The sequence below is a fragment of the Bifidobacterium merycicum DSM 6492 genome (assembly GCF_900129045.1).
Lineage (GTDB): Bacteria > Actinomycetota > Actinomycetes > Actinomycetales > Bifidobacteriaceae > Bifidobacterium > Bifidobacterium merycicum.
Genome location: NZ_FQTX01000007.1, coordinates 1 through 16,410 on the forward strand (window position 1 = coordinate 1; position 16,410 = coordinate 16,410).

Here is a 16,410-nt window from a genome sequence, read left to right on the forward strand (position 1 = left end):
ACACGCTCTTGAGTTCTCAAACCACCACCGCACCGGACCGGAAGCACCAGCCCCAAGGGGAAGCACCCCGTGCCGAGCAGCAAGAGAAAAACTTACACCAACCCCGGCCCACACGCAACCCCGACCCACACGAACACCCCCAAAACCATTGGAAACACACGCAAACACCGGCGTGTCGAAAACACCCCGAAACCAGACCGAACCACACCCACGACACCCACGGGGACACCGGAACCACCCACAAAACACCACAGAACAACCAGACAACGGCGCGTCACACAAGCATTCAGCCGCACAAATCGCCAGTCAGCCAGCTCACAACCGAACCGCATGCGGTATCGGAACCTCGACAGAGCCACAACGCTTGCGACTTGCATCAGCAACATAGCCGTTATATATGCGCATCACGGTCGAACACTCACGCACATGCATGCCACGTCCATCCAAGTCATACGGGTACCGCCCACCACACGCCACTGGGAAACAAGGCACCATCATCAACGCCCCATAAGCCCACGACAGGGCAAAGTCTAGAATGGCCTTCATGAGGGTGCCCCGACCGCAGCCAGCGATAGCATCGCTCGCCACGAGACGGGCACGACACCGTACAAGTTCGCCACACACAAGGCGAGGAACGAAACGAACGCACATACCGCGTCTCCAACACAGCCAAGCAAAGCGACCACATCAAGCACAACACCATGATCAAGCCAGCAACCACACGCAATAACCGCACCACCACCAGCCGCAACATCGACCGGCAAACACGGCCACGCACACAGCACAATGCCTTCGCGCGCATTGGAGCCACGGCACGATGGGCACTCGCCGTGGCGGCATGTCTGTGGCTGGCCTGGTGCACCGCAGTCGGGCCGCTGTATTGGAACGATTCCTCCATTGCGAACTTTGGCGCGCTCAATGCACTATTCGGCATACTCGCGTTTGCCATCTACCTGTTCATCGTGGTGGTGCTGGTACGCAAAGCACACCACCAGCCGGCACTCGGATGGGCGGCTGACCGCGCCACCGGCGAGCGCACGCCCAGAACACTGATTCCGCGATCCTGGCGTACCACATGGAGGAAACGAGCCGCAACGTTCCGGATCACCAAAACCGGCATCTGGCTTCAGCGCATAAGCGCATGCTGCGGCCGCTGGATTGTGCGCTGTACCGACAAACGATGGAAAATCGCACTGGTGCTCGTCATCGGATGGCTGTGGGTACCGACAACGCTATTGGCCGCCTTCGGCGCGGACCTACGAAGCCAGGCCTGTGAATTCAGCTGGGCTTGGAATCAGTGGACGGGTTTGAAACAGCCGTATATCGGGTTCTTCTCCTTCGCCCCGATGGACATCTACCCGACCGCACATTACCTATGGCCGGACTCCCCTACCTACCTGACCGACCAGCATAATATTCTGCTCACGCTGTGGTATGGCTCCACATTGGCCGTTTCCCGCTATTTCACCGGTTCCAACGACTGGGGCATTGTGCTGCTGGCCGCCATCCAATGGCTGTTCGCCATCGGATGCATCGCCGCCACATTGCATCGCTTCCTGAATCTGCCTTGGCTCGCGCGCAACGAATACGTTGATTTCGCCCACCCTGAACGCGGCGGACGATTCGCCCCGACTCGCCTTGGACGCCCCGAGCGGGGCATGCGCGCCACTCTGCCTTCCCAATCGGCACATGCGCCGGCACGAATCATCACGATACTGTTCTTCCTGTTGTGCCCGTTGGCGGTATTCTCCACGATTTCGCTGACCAAATCGCCGCTGTTCGCATTCGCGTTCACTTGGGCGTTCGGCATCTGGTACGAGCTGTACGCCACATCCGGCGACCGCCATGCCCCGGCCCATGGCGCACCGTTCCTCGCAAGATTCCACCGTTTGCCTGCACGCACCTTCCTTGCTTTCCTCGCCGCCAACGCGATCATGCTGATCAGCGCGAAATACGCATGGTACGTGCTGCTGTTCGAATTTGTTCTTGCCCTGATTGCAGATCGCAGGCATTGGAAGGTCTACGTGTTCGCACTGCTTGTGCCGACGGTGCTGATTCACGGCGGCATCTCGATGGCCATCAATTCCGGGATCATTATCAGCGGCGATCCGATCGAAAGCCATGGCGTTCAGTTGCAGCAGATCGCACGAATCGCCAATAAGGCACCTGAGACCATCCCCGAGTCGGCACGCAGAAAGCTTGCGCCGGTCTTCAATCTTGACCAGATGGCCGAAGCGTACTTCCAGCAGGATGCGGATCCGGTGAAATCCTCGGGCATCCAGTCCAAGAAGGTCAGTTACCGGTGGCGGTCCGTCACGCCGGAAAGCATGAAGCATTTCAACGAGGCCTGGCTGGAGACCGTGCGTGCGAATCCTGTGGTGGCAGTGGACGCGCTGATGGCAAAATGCTTCGGATACTTCGACATCGCAGATCTTCCCTACGTTTCGATGGACTATTACGTGTATAACGACCAAGTGACTTCGAACTCCACATGGATCAAGTACTACAACGCGAATTGGCGCGCATGGGTGGCGAATACATCCAGGCAGATCAGCCGGACACCGGTTCTTGGATGGCCGCTGCACGGCAACTTCTACGTTATTCTGACGCTGCTCATCGGCGCTGCGGAAGTGATTCTGCGACGGTGGCGCACACTGGCATGGCATCTGCCGTTGCTGCTGCTTATGGGCGTGATGATCACCGCACCGGCGAACAACTTCGAACGCCACATGCTACCCATAGCCTTCTGCTTCGTATTCCTATGCCTGACATTCTGGCGTGATTCGCATGCCCGCGTCTCCACAGCGAACACGGGTGCCCGCGCTTGCACAACGAAGGATTAGACTGGCCTGATATGACCCAAGATTTTCTGGACATGCTTCTGGCGGGAGACAAGGCCGATACGGATTGCGAAACCACGCCGGATCGCGCGGACACGGCAAGCGCCACCCACCTTATTCGTGCTGTCGCGTTCGAATGTCTGCTGAACCACGTGGTTGACGAACGTGCGCAATCCGTGCTGCGACTCGTCGGTTTCGATGGTGATTTTGCCTGCTGCGCAGTCGCAGGCCGCCCCTCGGAAACCGAGCATGCCTCCAGTGAAACGATCCGCCATGCCATTGCGGATATCGGCGGCGCAGAACCGCTGATCGGCATGCAGGGCGAAACACTTGTGGCGTTATTCCGATTGCAGGGCGCCACAAACCCTGATCTCACTTGCACGGCGATTGCGGGAGCCTTTGCCTCCGACGTTCCCCTCTGCCTAGGACCGGTAAGACGCGGCATCATCGGCGCTTCCCGAACCATTCATGCGGCATTGACCACGCTGCGCACCATTCCTGCGCTACACGCGATAATCGAAACAACACCCTCCTCACGAGTGCAGCATCAACCGTTGCTACGAGCGGAAGATGCGCTACCGGAACGTGCACTGCTCGGCGATGAGGATGCACGGCATGAACTGGTTGATGGCATCTATGCCAATCTGCTTGGCCAAGGTGAGGACGACCCGACCATGCTTACGGTTTCCTCGTTCCTTGAATCCGGAAGATCTCTTGAAATCACTGCCCGTATGTTGAACGTGCACCCGAACACCGTGCGGTATCGCCTGAAGCGTATGGCGGATACCACCGGCTGGGATGCCACCAATCCGCGCGACGCCACTGTGCTGACAACCGCCATTGCGCTTGGGCGAATCGCTTACGCCGAACAGCATTAATCCTGAGCCGCATATCTTGTAGCCGTACGGCACGGATGACTGGCTGCGTTGGGCGAAATCGCCGGCAATGACTCGACCTGCTCACAACTACGACGAAGGCCTCCCGCACCATATGGTGCGGGAGGCCTTCGTATCGACCAGTGAATCAACCATCACACGGCGAAGCCGCTGATGGGTTCAGACTCACAGAGCAGCCGGATCGACCGGGATGCCAGGGCCCATCGTGGAGGTGATAGTGGCCTTGGTCACGTAACGGCCCTTCACAGTGGACGGCTTGAGACGCTTGATCTCATCGGCCACTGCATGGAAGTTCTCGTCCAGTGCCTTCTCGTCGAAGGAGACCTTGCCCACGAGGAAGCTCAGGTTGCCGTTCTTGTCGACGCGGAACTCGATCTTGCCGCCCTTGATGTCCTTGACAGCCTTGGCCACGTCCATGGTCACGGTGCCGGTCTTCGGGTTCGGCATGAGGCCACGCGGGCCGAGCACGCGGCCCAGACGGCCGACCTTGCCCATCATGTCCGGGGTGGCGACGACGGAGTCGAAGTCGAGGAAACCGCCCTGCACCTTGGCGATGAGGTCATCGTCACCGACGATGTCGGCGCCGGCTTCCTGAGCGGCGGTGGCCTGCGGGCCACGGGCGAACACCAGAACCTTGACGGTCTTACCGGTGCCGTTCGGCAGGCTCACGGTGCCACGAACGAGCTGATCGGCCTTGCGGGGATCGACGTTCAGACGCACCACGGCTTCAACGGCTTCGTCAAAGTTGCGGGTCGGCATGCTCTTGAGCAGCGCGATGGCCTGATCAGGGGTGTACAGGTTGTTGCGATCGACCTTTTCGGCCGCTTCACGATACTTCTTGGAATGCTTAGCCATCTGTCCTTCTCCTTATCAGTCGGTCACCGTGATGCCCATGGAACGGGCGGTGCCTTCGATGATCTTCATGCCGGCTTCGATGTCGCGAGCGGACAGGTCAGCCATCTTGGTTTCAGCAATTTCGCGGACCTGGGCCTTGGTGACGGAACCGACCTTGTGGGTCAGCGGGTTCTCGGTGCCCTTCTCAATGCCAGCGGCCTTCTTCAGCAGAGCTGCTGCCGGCGGGGTCTTCAGGATGAAGGTGAAGGAACGATCTTCGTAAACGGTGATCTCGACAGGGATGACCTGGCCCATCTTGTCCTGCGTCTGGGCGTTGTACGCCTTGCAGAAGTCCATGATGTTCACGCCATGGGAACCCAGAGCCGGACCCAGCGGCGGGGCAGGATTGGCCTTGCCAGCCTGGATCTGCAGCTTGATCAGCGCGGATACTTTCTTTTCTTTAGCCATAGTTATGGTCTACTTTCTATAACGCGGTACATTCGGTCGCCGTTGCGTTGCTCCACCTTGCGGCTTGACGCTGCAACAGTCTCCTCCCGCAACTTATATCGCTGTGCTGTGCTAGCGGGTCTCCCCTCCAGACACAAGCTTTCCCATTATGCCGTTCGGTTGCGACAAAATCCGCCGCACGGACCTGTACCTGCAAAATCACGCAATATCAAGGCACCCCAAGGGAGACGCACGAAAATGCGTCGACCGAGGAGCAACGCCCCCGGAAACCAAACACCGCCAAACCAGGAAGGCGACGCACAACGCTGCGGCCGCACTCCCCTAACAACCCCAATAAGGACCTGAACATACAAAAAGCACGCGCTGGCAAGGCGCACCGAGGGAAAGCGTACGAAGGTACGTCGACCGAGGAGCAACGCAGCCAGCGCGTGCTTTTTGTATGTTCAGGAGAGTTTTTCGACTTGGCTGAAGTCAAGCTCCACCGGCGTATCACGGCCGAAGATGGACACGAGAACGGTGAGCTTCTGGGTGGTGGGCTCGACGTCGGAGACGACGGCGGGCATGGTGGTGAAGGGGCCATCGGTGACGGTGACCTGATCGCCGACGGCGTAGGAGACCTCAAGCTTGCGCTTCTTGGCGGCGGCGGGCTTGTCGCCGGCCTTCTTGAGGGCTTCGGAGGCGATCATGGGGGCCATCATGGAGACGACTTCCTTGCGGCTGAGCGGTGCCGGATCCTTGGTGGGGCCGACGAAGCCGGTGACGCCTTCGGTTTCGCGGACGATGCGACGGGCTTCCTCATCGGGCCACATACGAATCAGGACGTAGCCGGGGACGCGCACGCGGGTGAGGATCTTCTTGCCCTTTTCGGTGTGCTTTTCGACTTCCTCCATGGGGACTTCGACCTGGAAGATCTTGTTTTCGAGACCGAAGCTTTGGATGCGGGATTCGACGTTGGTCTTGACGCGCTTCTCGTAACCGGAATAGGTGTGGAGCACGTACCACTTGCCTTCGAGAGTGCGAAGGGACTTGGAGAATTCGTCGACTGCGGCCTGACCGGCGTCGACGGGTTCGGCGGGTTCGTCGCCGTCCTGTTCGGCATTATCGGTGTCTTCGGCGGAATCGGATTCGGTTTCAGCCTCAGCTTCGGAATCCTCGGCTTCGACGGCCTGATCGGCCTGTTCAGTCTGATTTTCGGTCTCTTCGACGGTTTCGACCGGCGCTTCCTGCGGTTCAGCCGCGGTAGCAGCCGCCTCGACGTCGTTGTCGACGTCAGGCGACGCATCAACGTTTTCGAAATTTACTTCATCACTCATGCGTCAGTCACCTTTATGTTCGCGTTCGCAGTTTAACGATCAGCCAAACACAAGCAGTACAAGCTTGCCCAGGCCGTAATCCATGCCCGTAACCAAGGCCATCAGCAGCAGCACGAAAATAGCCACGGCCAGTGACCAGAAGAACAGTTCCTTGGCGGTCGGGGTAACCACCTTGCGAAGTTCGTCGATGATCTGCTTGATGAACAAACCGATGCGCATGAAAACGTTGGGCTTGATGGCCTTTTCAGCCTTGTTTGCCTTAGCCATAATCATCCTCTTCGTTCAGGAGCCGTCAGGAAAACTTGGCAGGGAAGGCGGGACTCGAACCCACAACCTACGGTTTTGGAGACCGTTGCGCTACCAATTGCGCCACTTCCCTAGGTGAACCTCCGCCATGCATGCGCTCAAGAGAACGCTTCGCCTGACGAAAACCGCCAAGTCGATACATTAGCAGCAGGTCACGATTTAGACAAATCGAACGTGCTCACCGCGTGTACACCCGCGTGTCACGCCTCCACGTACGCCTTCATGCGACGCATGCCTTCGGCCAGCTGGTCGTCGGCAAGCGCGTAGGAGAAGCGCAGGTACCCAGGTGCGCCGAAGGCTTCGCCCGGCACGGCCGCGACGTGCGCCTCATCCAGCATCGCCGCGGCGAATTCGCTGGATGTGTGCGCGACGGTGCCGTTGGGGCCGAGCGGCTTGCCCAGCAGCGCGGTGATGTCGGCGAACGCGTAGAACGCGCCGGTCGGGGTCGGGCAGTTGACGCCTTCGATGTCGTTCAGCGCGGCGACGATGGCCTGACGGCGCTTGTCGAAGGCCGCACGCATCTCGTACACGGCGTCAAGCGGACCGGAAACGGCCTGGATCGCGGCGCGCTGGGAGATGTTGTTCACGTTGGAAGTCATGTGACCCTGCAGCTTGGATGCGGCCTTGGCCACTTCGGCGGGGGCGATCATCCAGCCGACGCGCCAGCCAGGCATGGCGTAGGTCTTGGCGACGCCGTTCAACACGAGCAGCTGGTCGCGCACTTCGGGCACGGCCGCGCCGATATACGTGGTCTTGGCGCCGTCGTAGTTCAAGTGTTCGTAGATCTCATCGGAGATGACCCAGATGTGGTGTTCGATGGCCCATTCGCCAATCGCCTTCACGGTTTCCGGCTTCCATACGGCACCGGTCGGATTGTTCGGCGTGTTCACGATGATGGCCTTCGTGCGCTCGGTGCGTGCCGCCTCGATGCTTTCGATGGACGGCTCGAATCCGCGATCGGCGCCGGCGAACACTTCGACCGGCTTGCCGCCGGCCAGTTTCACCGCTTCCGGGTAGCTGGTCCAGTACGGGGTGGGGATGATGACCTCGTCGCCTTCGTCGAGCAGAATCTGGAAGGATGCGTAGACGGCCTGCTTGCCGCCGTTGGTCACGACGACCTGGCTCGGATCGACCTCATAGCCGGAGTCACGCAGCGTCTTCGCCGCGATCGCCTCGCGCAGCTCGGGCAGACCTGGGGTCGGCGTGTAACGGTAGTTCTTCGGATCCTGCACCGCTTCCGCGGCGGCGGCCACGATGGGGGCGGGGGTCGCGAAGTTCGGTTCGCCGGCACCGAAGCCGATCACGTCGATTCCGGAGGCTTTCATAGCCTTTGCCTTGGAGTCGACGGCGAGCGTGGCGCTCGGCGCCACATGATTAATACGGTCGGAGAGTCTTTGCCAATCAGCCATAGTCATGATTGCCATGCTAGACCTTGCGGGAGAAAAAGGAAACGCCTACGGGCATCATGATTCAGTATGCGGGTGCCTCTCGCGCCGGATGCGCGATCCACCGCATTCCCGTCATCGCTTGCCCCGGTTTTACAGCATGGAAAAGCCGTCCCTCCCGGCGGGGAGGGACGGCGTAACGTTTCGGGTATCAGCCGTGCTTGGGCATGAGCCGGGCATGATCAGACGAGCACGAGATTGTCGCGATGCACCAGCGGATGGGCGTATTCCTCGCCCAGGAACCGTTTGAGTTGCGTGGTGTTGCGGCCGAGCATCTGCGGAATCTCCTCCGAATCGAATCCGGCCAATCCCCTACCCAGATGGTTGCCGTTCTCGTCGTCGATCCACACCGCGTCGCCCGCGGAGAATTCGCCACGAACCTCCACCACGCCGGCGGCCAGCAGACTCGCCTGCCCGCCGCGCACGGCTTTGGCGGCTCCCGCATCGGCGACCAGCGTGCCGAAGGGATGCGCCGCGAACCCGATCCACAATCTGCGGGACGACCCACGGTCGTTGATCGGCGCGAACACCGTGCCGACGGGATCGCCCATCATGGCCGGGCCAGCGTTCGAAGCGCAGGTCAGCACGGTTGGAATGCCGGATACCGCGGCCACACGCGCGGCTTCCATCTTGGTGACCATGCCGCCGGTGCCGACGTTCGACCCGCTGCCGCCGACCTCGATCTTGCTCAGGGCGTCTTCGACGTTCGGCACGTAGGGGATGCGTCTGGAATCGGGTTGGGAGGGAGGTGCCGTGTATAACGAGTCGACATCGGTGAGCAACACCAGTGCGTCGGCGACGACGATGTTCGCGATGAGCGCGGACAGACGGTCGTTGTCGCCGAAACGGATTTCGTTGGAGGCCAGGGAATCGTTTTCGTTGATGATCGGCACGGCGCCGAGGTCGAGCAGACGATCCAGCGTACGCCGTACGTTGCGGTATTGCTGCGGCTGCATGGTGTCGGATGCGGTGAGCAGGATCTGCCCGACACACAGGCCGTACCGCGAGAACGCGGCCTCGTACTGCGCCATGAGCAGTCCCTGGCCGACGGCGGCGCACGCCTGCTGGTCGGTCACATCGGTCGGGCGCGAAGCGAATCCGAGCGTTCCGAATCCGGCTGCGATGGCGCCCGATGAGACGAGCACCACACGGCCGCCCATGAGCCTCACACGCGCCAACGCGGCGACCAAGGCGTTCAATCGTTCGGGATCAAGATGACCGGACGGCATGGTCAGCGAGCTCGAACCGACTTTGACAACGATGGTCCGCGCTTCGGTAATCGCCCTGCGCACTTCGGCTTGCGATGGTGTGATCATACGTCCATTCTCTCACTCTTCGCCGCGTCCGAACAGGCTCGTCTCGTCGTGACGGTCGTCGTCCACGCTCGGATCGGCCCAGTGGCCGGCCTTGCGTTCCGCCATCATGGCTTCGCGCACCGCGGCCTTGGCGTCCATCATCGCGTGGTATTCACGACGGCGCTCGGCGTTCGTACGGCGATGTGCACGGCCCTCATCCTCGTCCAGTCGCAGATCCTTGCCTCGTGCACCCAGCGGGGTGCCGTCCAGCCTCTCCGCACCCGCGGCGATGGTCGGATCCCAGTCGAATGCGACAGCGCGGTCACCCTTGCCGATGCGGATCTCATCGCCCGGATGGGCGCCCTTGCGGCGCAGTTCGTCCTCCACGCCGAGCTTGGCGAGACGGTCGGCCAGATAACCCACGGCCTCATCGTTGTCGAAGTTGGTTTGCAGCACCCAACGTTCCGGCTTGCGGCCCGTGACTTCGAACCACACGTCGCCGTTGCCGAGCTCCTTGCGTTCGATGGAGAAGTCGAGCGACGTGCCCTGCTCGTCGGCGCTGCGACGGCGACGGCCCGCGCTTTCCAAAGGCTTGATCACCACGCGTGCGGCTTCCTCCTCGCTTTCACGCTTGGCGACCTCGCCACGCATTTCGTCGACCATGCCGGCCAGCGCGAAGTTCAGTTCCTTGAGGCCCTCATGCGAGGCGGTGGAGATGATGAAGGTGCGCATGCCGCGCTTTTCGAATTCGGGACGCACGAATTCCGCCAGTTCCTTCGCTTCCGGCACGTCGACCTTATTGAGGATGACGATGCGCGGACGCTCGGGGATCGGGATGGCACCCAGCGGCAGGTCAAGGGAATCCGCGTATTCGGCGAGCTCCTTCTCAAGCGCCTCGTAGTCGCTGATGGGGTCGCGGTCGGGTTCGAGGGTCGCGCAATCGATGACGTGCGCGATGATCTCCGTACGTTCGATGTGACGCAGGAATTCCAGGCCAAGGCCCTTGCCTTGCGAGGCTCCCGGGATCAGGCCCGGCACGTCGGCGATGGTGTAGCGGCTGTCGCCTGCGATGACCACGCCGAGGTTCGGCACCAGCGTGGTGAAGGGATAGTCGGCGATCTTCGGCTTGGCGGAGCTCATCGCGGCGATGAGCGAGGACTTGCCCGCGGAGGGGAAGCCCACAAGGGCGACGTCGGCGATGGACTTCAGTTCCAGGATCACATCGCGTTCCTCGCCGGGTTCGCCGAGCAGCGCGAAGCCGGGGGCGCGGCGCGTGCGGTTGGCGAGGGCGATGTTGCCCAAACCGCCGTTGCCGCCGGCGGCCGCGACGAAACGATCGCCCTCATGGCGCAGATCGGCGAGCTGCTCGCCCGGATGCTTGGGTTTGCCTTGCGGGCCGCGTGCTGTGAAAATCACCGTGCCGCACGGCACCGGGAGGATGAGATCCTCACCCTTGGAACCGTCCTTGTTATCGCCGAGACCCATGGTGCCGCCCGGAGCCACGCGATGCGGCATGAAACGATAATCCAGCAGGCTGGTGGCGTTACGACTGGCCTCGAAGATCACGGAACCGCCGTCACCGCCGTTACCGCCGTTCGGACCGGCCAACGGCTTGTACTTCTCGCGGCGGATGCCCGCGGAACCGTTGCCGCCGTCACCGCCCTTGACGTGGACGGTTACTCGATCCACAAAATCACTCATTGTTGTTGCCTTCGTTCAGGTCTGCCTGCCGCGATCCGATCGGCCTGTGCCGCCAGTCTCGCCCGGGCAAAGTACGGGAGTTGGGATGCAAATATGGAAAAAGCCGCGTCCATAGGGCGCGGCTTTCCTGTAAGCGTATTCGCGTGCTCAGGCGGCGATGACGTCGACGACCTTGCGGTCACGACGGACGCCGAACTTCACGGAGCCGTCGGTGAGAGCGAACAGGGTGTGATCCTTGCCCATGCCGACGTTCTGGCCCGGGTGGAAGTTGGTGCCACGCTGGCGAACGATGATGTTGCCGGCGACGACAGCCTCGCCACCGAACTTCTTCACACCGAGGTACTGAGGCGATGAATCGCGACCGTTGCGCGAGCTGGACGCGCCCTTCTTATGTGCCATGATTGGTTCCTTTCGACTCTGATTAAGCTACTGCCAAATCTCAGGCGATCGCCGTGATCTTGACGGCGGTCAGCGGCTGACGGTGGCCCTTGCGGCGGGCAACGCCAGTCTTGTTCTTGTACTTCTGGATGTTGATCTTCGGACCCTTGGCCTCATCATCAACAACCTCAGCCTTGACGGAAACCTTGGCCAGATCGGCGGCAGCCAGAGTCACCTTGGCGCCATCGACTACGAGCGCGACCGGGAACTCCACAGTATCGCCCTTCTTGGCGTCGAGACGGTTGACAAGGATGACGTCACCGACCTCGACCTTTTCCTGATGGCCACCGGCCTTCACAATCGCGTACATAATCGTTCCTTTGTATTTTCTTGGGAAAGCTTCCTTGCCTGGCGACTTGGACAACACTGAGCCCACGGCCAGACACCAGCAAACTAATTTACACTGGTACTTGGACTAACGCAAGTCGTGTCAAGCGCGACACGCGCAGACGCCCGAAACGGGGCGAGGATTTCAGTCCTCGTCCTGTTCCGTGTTGTTCGCGGCCACGGCGGCCGCGGCGATCTGCGCGAGCTTGGCTTTGACGGCCGGCGAGGAGCCTTGCGGTTCGGGGGCCGGCGTGGTGCCATGACCATGCTTGTTCGTCTTGACGAACGGGTCGCCGCCGCGCATCGCGTACGGGTCGTCGTATTCGGCGCTGACGGTGGGCTTGTCATGCAGGATGAAGCCACGGCCCTTGCAGGTCGGGCATTCCTCGGAGAACGCTTCGACCAGGCCCTGGCCGATACGCTTGCGGGTCATCTGCACCAGGCCCAGCGACGTGACCTCGGCAACCTGATGCTTGGTGCGGTCGCGGGCGAGGCACTCCACCAGTCGGCGCAGCACCAGATCACGGTTCGCGGGCATCACCATGTCGACGTAGTCGATCATCACCATGCCGCCGATGTCGCGCAGACGCAGCTGGCGTGCGATCTCCTCGGACGCTTCCAGATTGCAGCGCGTCACCGTCTCCTCCAGCGACTTGCCACGGCCGATGAAACGGCCGGTGTTCACGTCGATGGTGGTCATGGCCTCGGTACGGTCGATGACGATCGAACCGCCGGACGGCAGGTAGACCTGACGTTCCATGCCCTTACGCAGCTGGGAGTCGATCTGCCACTTGTCGAACACGTCCTTGCCTTCATGCTCGGCGGGATCCCACTTCTCCAGCTTCGTTTTGAGATCGGGGGCCATGGTGTCGAGGTATTCCTCGATGCGGTCGTACACCTTGTCGCCTTCGACGATGAGCTTGGTGAAGTCATCGTTGAAGATGTCACGCACCACGCGGATGGCCACGTCAGGCTCACCCTGCAGCAGCTTCGGACGCTTGCCGTGCCAGAACTCCTCACGCTTGGCGTTGATGCGCTCCCACTGGCGTACGAGGCTTTCCAGATCCTTGACGATCGCGTCCTCGGAGGCGCCTTCGGCGGCGGTGCGGATGATCACGCCCATGTCCTTCGGGGCGACCTTCGACACGATGTTCTTCAGGCGGCTGCGTTCGCGTTCGCTCAGCTTGCGGCTCACGCCGGTCATGCCGCCGGACGGCACCAGCACCAGGAATCGGCCGGCGAGCGTGACCTGAGAGGTCAGACGTGCGCCCTTGTGACCGATCGGATCCTTGGTGACCTGCACGAGCACCGGATCGCCGCTCTTGAACGCGAGCTCGATCCTGCGCGGCTGGCCTTCCAGTCGCGTGGCATCCCAGTTCACCTCGCCGGCGTACAGCACGCCGTTGCGGGCCTGGCCGATGTCGACGAACGCGGCCTCCATGCTCGGCAGCACGTTCTGCACACGGCCGAGATAGATGTTGCCGACCGTCTGCACTTCCTGGATATCGGACACGTAATGCTCGACGAGCACGTTGTCTTCCACCACGGAGATCTGGGTGTGCTTCTCCTTCTCGCGCACCACCATGAACCGTTCGACGCTCTCGCGGCGTGCGAGGAAGTCCTGTTCCATGATCTGCGACTGGCGGCTGCGTTCGCGGCGGTTGTCACGGCGGCGCTGCTTCTTCGCCTCGAGTCGCGTGGAGCCCTCGACGTCGGTGATCTCGTCGATGTACTGCTGCTTGCGGGAGCGACGGGTCAGCGGCTGCTCGTCCTCGGCGTTCTGCTCGCCCTTGTTGCGGCGACGGCGACGGCGACGGGTGACGGTTTCGCCTTCGTCCTCGCGATCGCGATCACGGTCGCGGTCGGAACGGGATTCGTGCTCGTCGTGCTCGTCACGGTTCTCGCGGTTCTCGCCGGAACGGGATTCCTCGGCGTTCTGCTCGCCCTTGTTGCGGCGACGGCGACGGCGACGGGTGGGACGCTCCTCCTCGGCGCCTTCCTCCTCGTCGATCGGACGGTAGTTGATGTCGTCGAGCTCGAGGTCCTCCTCGATCTGCTCGACTTCGGCGGCGGCGCGACGCTCCTGCGCGTTCAGCCTGCGGTTGCGACCGCGACGCGACGACGTGCCTTCGCGCTCGTCGTCCTCGTTGCGGTTGTCACGGTTGTCGCGATCATCGCGGTTGCCGCGGGTACGGGTATCGCGATTATCGTCGTCATGATCCTCGTCATGGTTCGTGCGGGAGGCGCGAACGTCGCCGTTCTCGCGATCATCGCGGGAGTCGCCGCGATTGCGGTGGCGACGGCGGGTGGGACGCTCCTCATGATCGTCATCGCGCTCATCGCGGTCGTCGCGGGTGTCGCGATCGTCGTTGGAACCGTTGCCGACCGGGATCACCGGCTCCTGGAACAGCAGCGACGTCATCGGACGGGCCGCGCCGCCGCGGGTCACATGCGGCGAGGACGAGAACAGTTCCTCGGCAATCGCCTGGGCGCGGTCATCGACATCGGAATCGGATGCTGTGGAACGACGGCGACGGGAATGCTTGGGCTCTTCGGCCTTCGGCTCCGGAATGTCCACGGTTTCCACGGCGGAACGACGGCGACGGGTGCGGCGGACCGGCTGGTCGTCAGCGTCCTCGACGGGCGCGGGGACGTCGATCTTGGGTTCCTCGAACAGCGGGGCTGAGTGGTCCTCCACCTGAAGTTTCAGCGAGACGCCGGCCGCGCCTGCGTCGCGCACCACGCGCCTGCCTCCACGGCGGCGACGTGCGGGGGTTACGGGTGATTCATTACGCTGAGCGTCGGTTTCTCCGAGCTCACCCTTGTTCACAATGGGCACAATGCTCCTTGCAGACGCGCTGCATCGCGTCGGCTTTCTCGGGCTTCGCAGTCTCTCACACCACGCTCTCACCGTGGCCGCGCATCAGTTGCTACAACGAAGCAATCCAGTCAAAGTCTGTCTGCCCAGTGGCGGACACCGGCGCTTGCACGGGAACACGGTCCAACTGCAAGGGGATCAACGCCATCTGGCACGTAGGTGGTTTGCAGAACCACCACTCTCCAGTATGCCACACCTTGCGACGTACCGTGTCGGAAACGGAACCGCAGTATGGCACATACGTCGGAAAGCCCGACAGTTCAACAATCAATTCATTCAACAATCAATCCGATTGCAGGTTCAACGGGATTCGACGGCGCTCAACAACGCTCGGCAGCGCTCGACAGCATGATATGGGCCGACGCCCGCACCCCGCGGAGGTCGGCCCATATCGGCTCGCCAGTTCGCAACGGCCCATCGACCCGAGCCGCACCCGGATTATTTCAGCCAATCCTCCAGCAGATCGGCCATCAACACCAGATCGGACTCCGGCAGCTGCTCGTCGTGCTTATGCGCCAGCAGCGGGCTGCCCGCACCAAGATTCACCGCGGGAATCCCCAGGATCGAGAAACGCGCCACATCGGTCCAACCGAGCTTGGCCAGCGGGTCACGGCCGGTACGCTCCTTGACCAAGGTGACCAGCGACGCGGCCAACGGGGAATCCAGTCCCGGCCTGGCGGACGGCGACTCGTCCTTCATCTCGATGCCGAAACCTTCGAACACGCCACCCGTGGCCTTGTGCTCGCCATTGCCCAGTTCGGCACCGGCATCGGCGCCCATCATCAGCGCCTTCGCCTCAGGCAGCGTCTTGTCGGGCGCGAAACGGTAGTTCACATGGATACGGCACCAGTCGGGAATCACGTTCGTGCCATTGCCGCCGGAAATCAGCGTGGCATTCAGCCCCTCCTGATACGCCAGACCGTCCACTTCGATGCACTTGTTCTCGTACGCGTTGAGCCGTTTGAGCACTTCGGCGGCATCATGGATGGCGTTGTGGCCCATCCACGCGCGTGCGGAATGCGCGGCCACGCCATGCAGCACCACGTCGAATCGCATCGTACCGTTGCAGCCTCCTTCGATACCGCAATCGGTCGGCTCGCCGATAATCGCGAAATCGCCAGAAATCCAATCCGGGTGCGCTTCGACCACCTTGCGCAGGCCGTTCTTCTCCGCCGCGACCTCCTCATGGTCGTAGAACACGAACGTCAAATCGACCTTGGCGTCGGTGAGCGTCGCCGCCAAGTACAGCATCACCGCGTCGGAACCCTTCATATCGGTCGCGCCACGCCCCCAAATCACACGCTCCCCCGGATGCGCCGCGGCGACATCCTCACGGATCAGCGGGTCGCCGGGTTCCAGCCATTTCGGCGGGAAATTGTCGATCACCGGCACCGTATCGAGATGCCCGGCGAGAATCACGCGATGTTCCCTGCCGAACCCGGTGGAGGCGACCAGCGTATCGCCGTGCCTGCGGACCGTCAGATGCGCTTGCCGCTTCAGGAATGCCTCGACCGCGTCCGCGAGCGCCCCCTCCTCGTCGCTGACGGAGTAGATGTTCATGATCTGATCCATAAGGGTGTTCAGCGCCTCACGCTTGCCGCGGGACGCGTCGAATCCAATCTCGTATTCACTCATGCGTCTCATTATCCGCCAAAGACGATACGGGTAT

At 61.8% G+C, this 16,410-nt stretch carries 13 protein-coding genes and 1 tRNA gene; 2 read left to right on the forward strand and 12 right to left on the reverse strand.

Features of this window, described 5'->3' with window-relative positions:
• Positions 1 to 701 precede the first annotated feature (701 nt).
• Positions 702 to 2,843 carry a DUF6020 family protein gene (locus tag BUB29_RS08610; RefSeq protein WP_033523473.1) on the forward strand — a complete coding sequence of 714 codons (2,142 nt, stop codon included), beginning with the start codon at positions 702 to 704 and terminating at the stop codon, positions 2,841 to 2,843.
• A gap of 11 nt (positions 2,844 to 2,854) precedes the next feature.
• Positions 2,855 to 3,718 carry a PucR family transcriptional regulator gene (locus BUB29_RS08615; protein ID WP_033523472.1) on the forward strand — a complete coding sequence of 288 codons (864 nt, stop codon included), beginning with the start codon at positions 2,855 to 2,857 and terminating at the stop codon, positions 3,716 to 3,718.
• A gap of 183 nt (positions 3,719 to 3,901) precedes the next feature.
• On the opposite strand, the gene rplA is transcribed toward BUB29_RS08615, so the two are convergent.
• The 12 genes from rplA to dapE all read right to left on the reverse strand — a co-directional run bounded on the left by rplA (position 3,902) and on the right by dapE (position 16,376).
• Entirely contained in the window at positions 3,902 to 4,591 is a 690-nt protein-coding gene (gene rplA / locus BUB29_RS08620) for a 50S ribosomal protein L1 (protein WP_003825552.1), read from the reverse strand.
• Positions 4,592 to 4,606: 15 nt separating this feature from the next.
• Entirely contained in the window at positions 4,607 to 5,038 is a 432-nt protein-coding gene (rplK, locus tag BUB29_RS08625) for a 50S ribosomal protein L11 (protein ID WP_033523471.1), read from the reverse strand.
• 443 nt (positions 5,039 to 5,481) lie between these two features.
• Positions 5,482 to 6,351 carry a transcription termination/antitermination protein NusG gene (gene nusG, locus BUB29_RS08630; protein ID WP_033523470.1) on the reverse strand — a complete coding sequence of 290 codons (870 nt, stop codon included), beginning with the start codon at positions 6,349 to 6,351 and terminating at the stop codon, positions 5,482 to 5,484.
• 39 nt (positions 6,352 to 6,390) lie between these two features.
• Positions 6,391 to 6,618, reverse strand: coding sequence for a preprotein translocase subunit SecE (gene secE, locus BUB29_RS08635; protein WP_033523487.1), 228 nt, complete (start codon positions 6,616 to 6,618; stop codon positions 6,391 to 6,393).
• A gap of 36 nt (positions 6,619 to 6,654) precedes the next feature.
• Positions 6,655 to 6,730, reverse strand: a tRNA-Trp gene (locus BUB29_RS08640).
• Positions 6,731 to 6,857: 127 nt separating this feature from the next.
• Complete coding sequence (locus BUB29_RS08645; protein ID WP_033523469.1) at positions 6,858 to 8,081, reverse strand: pyridoxal phosphate-dependent aminotransferase; 1,224 nt, start codon at positions 8,079 to 8,081, stop codon at positions 6,858 to 6,860.
• Between the two features lie 203 nt (positions 8,082 to 8,284).
• The gene (gene proB, locus BUB29_RS08650) at positions 8,285 to 9,418 is read right to left on the reverse strand and encodes a glutamate 5-kinase (protein WP_033523468.1); all 1,134 of its coding nucleotides are present in this window, start codon (positions 9,416 to 9,418) and stop codon (positions 8,285 to 8,287) included.
• A 12-nt stretch (positions 9,419 to 9,430) separates the two neighbouring features.
• Positions 9,431 to 11,098, reverse strand: coding sequence for a GTPase ObgE (obgE, locus tag BUB29_RS08655; protein WP_033523467.1), 1,668 nt, complete (start codon positions 11,096 to 11,098; stop codon positions 9,431 to 9,433).
• 147 nt (positions 11,099 to 11,245) lie between these two features.
• Positions 11,246 to 11,497, reverse strand: coding sequence for a 50S ribosomal protein L27 (gene rpmA / locus BUB29_RS08660; RefSeq protein ID WP_033523466.1), 252 nt, complete (start codon positions 11,495 to 11,497; stop codon positions 11,246 to 11,248).
• Between the two features lie 40 nt (positions 11,498 to 11,537).
• A complete protein-coding gene (gene rplU / locus BUB29_RS08665; protein WP_003825540.1) occupies positions 11,538 to 11,846 on the reverse strand; it encodes a 50S ribosomal protein L21 in 309 nt (102 codons plus the stop codon).
• 162 nt (positions 11,847 to 12,008) lie between these two features.
• Positions 12,009 to 14,702, reverse strand: a complete 2,694-nt coding sequence (locus tag BUB29_RS08670) for an Rne/Rng family ribonuclease (protein ID WP_073117630.1) — start codon at positions 14,700 to 14,702, stop codon at positions 12,009 to 12,011.
• A 477-nt stretch (positions 14,703 to 15,179) separates the two neighbouring features.
• Complete coding sequence (gene dapE, locus BUB29_RS08675; protein ID WP_033523465.1) at positions 15,180 to 16,376, reverse strand: succinyl-diaminopimelate desuccinylase; 1,197 nt, start codon at positions 16,374 to 16,376, stop codon at positions 15,180 to 15,182.
• Positions 16,377 to 16,410 lie beyond the last annotated feature (34 nt).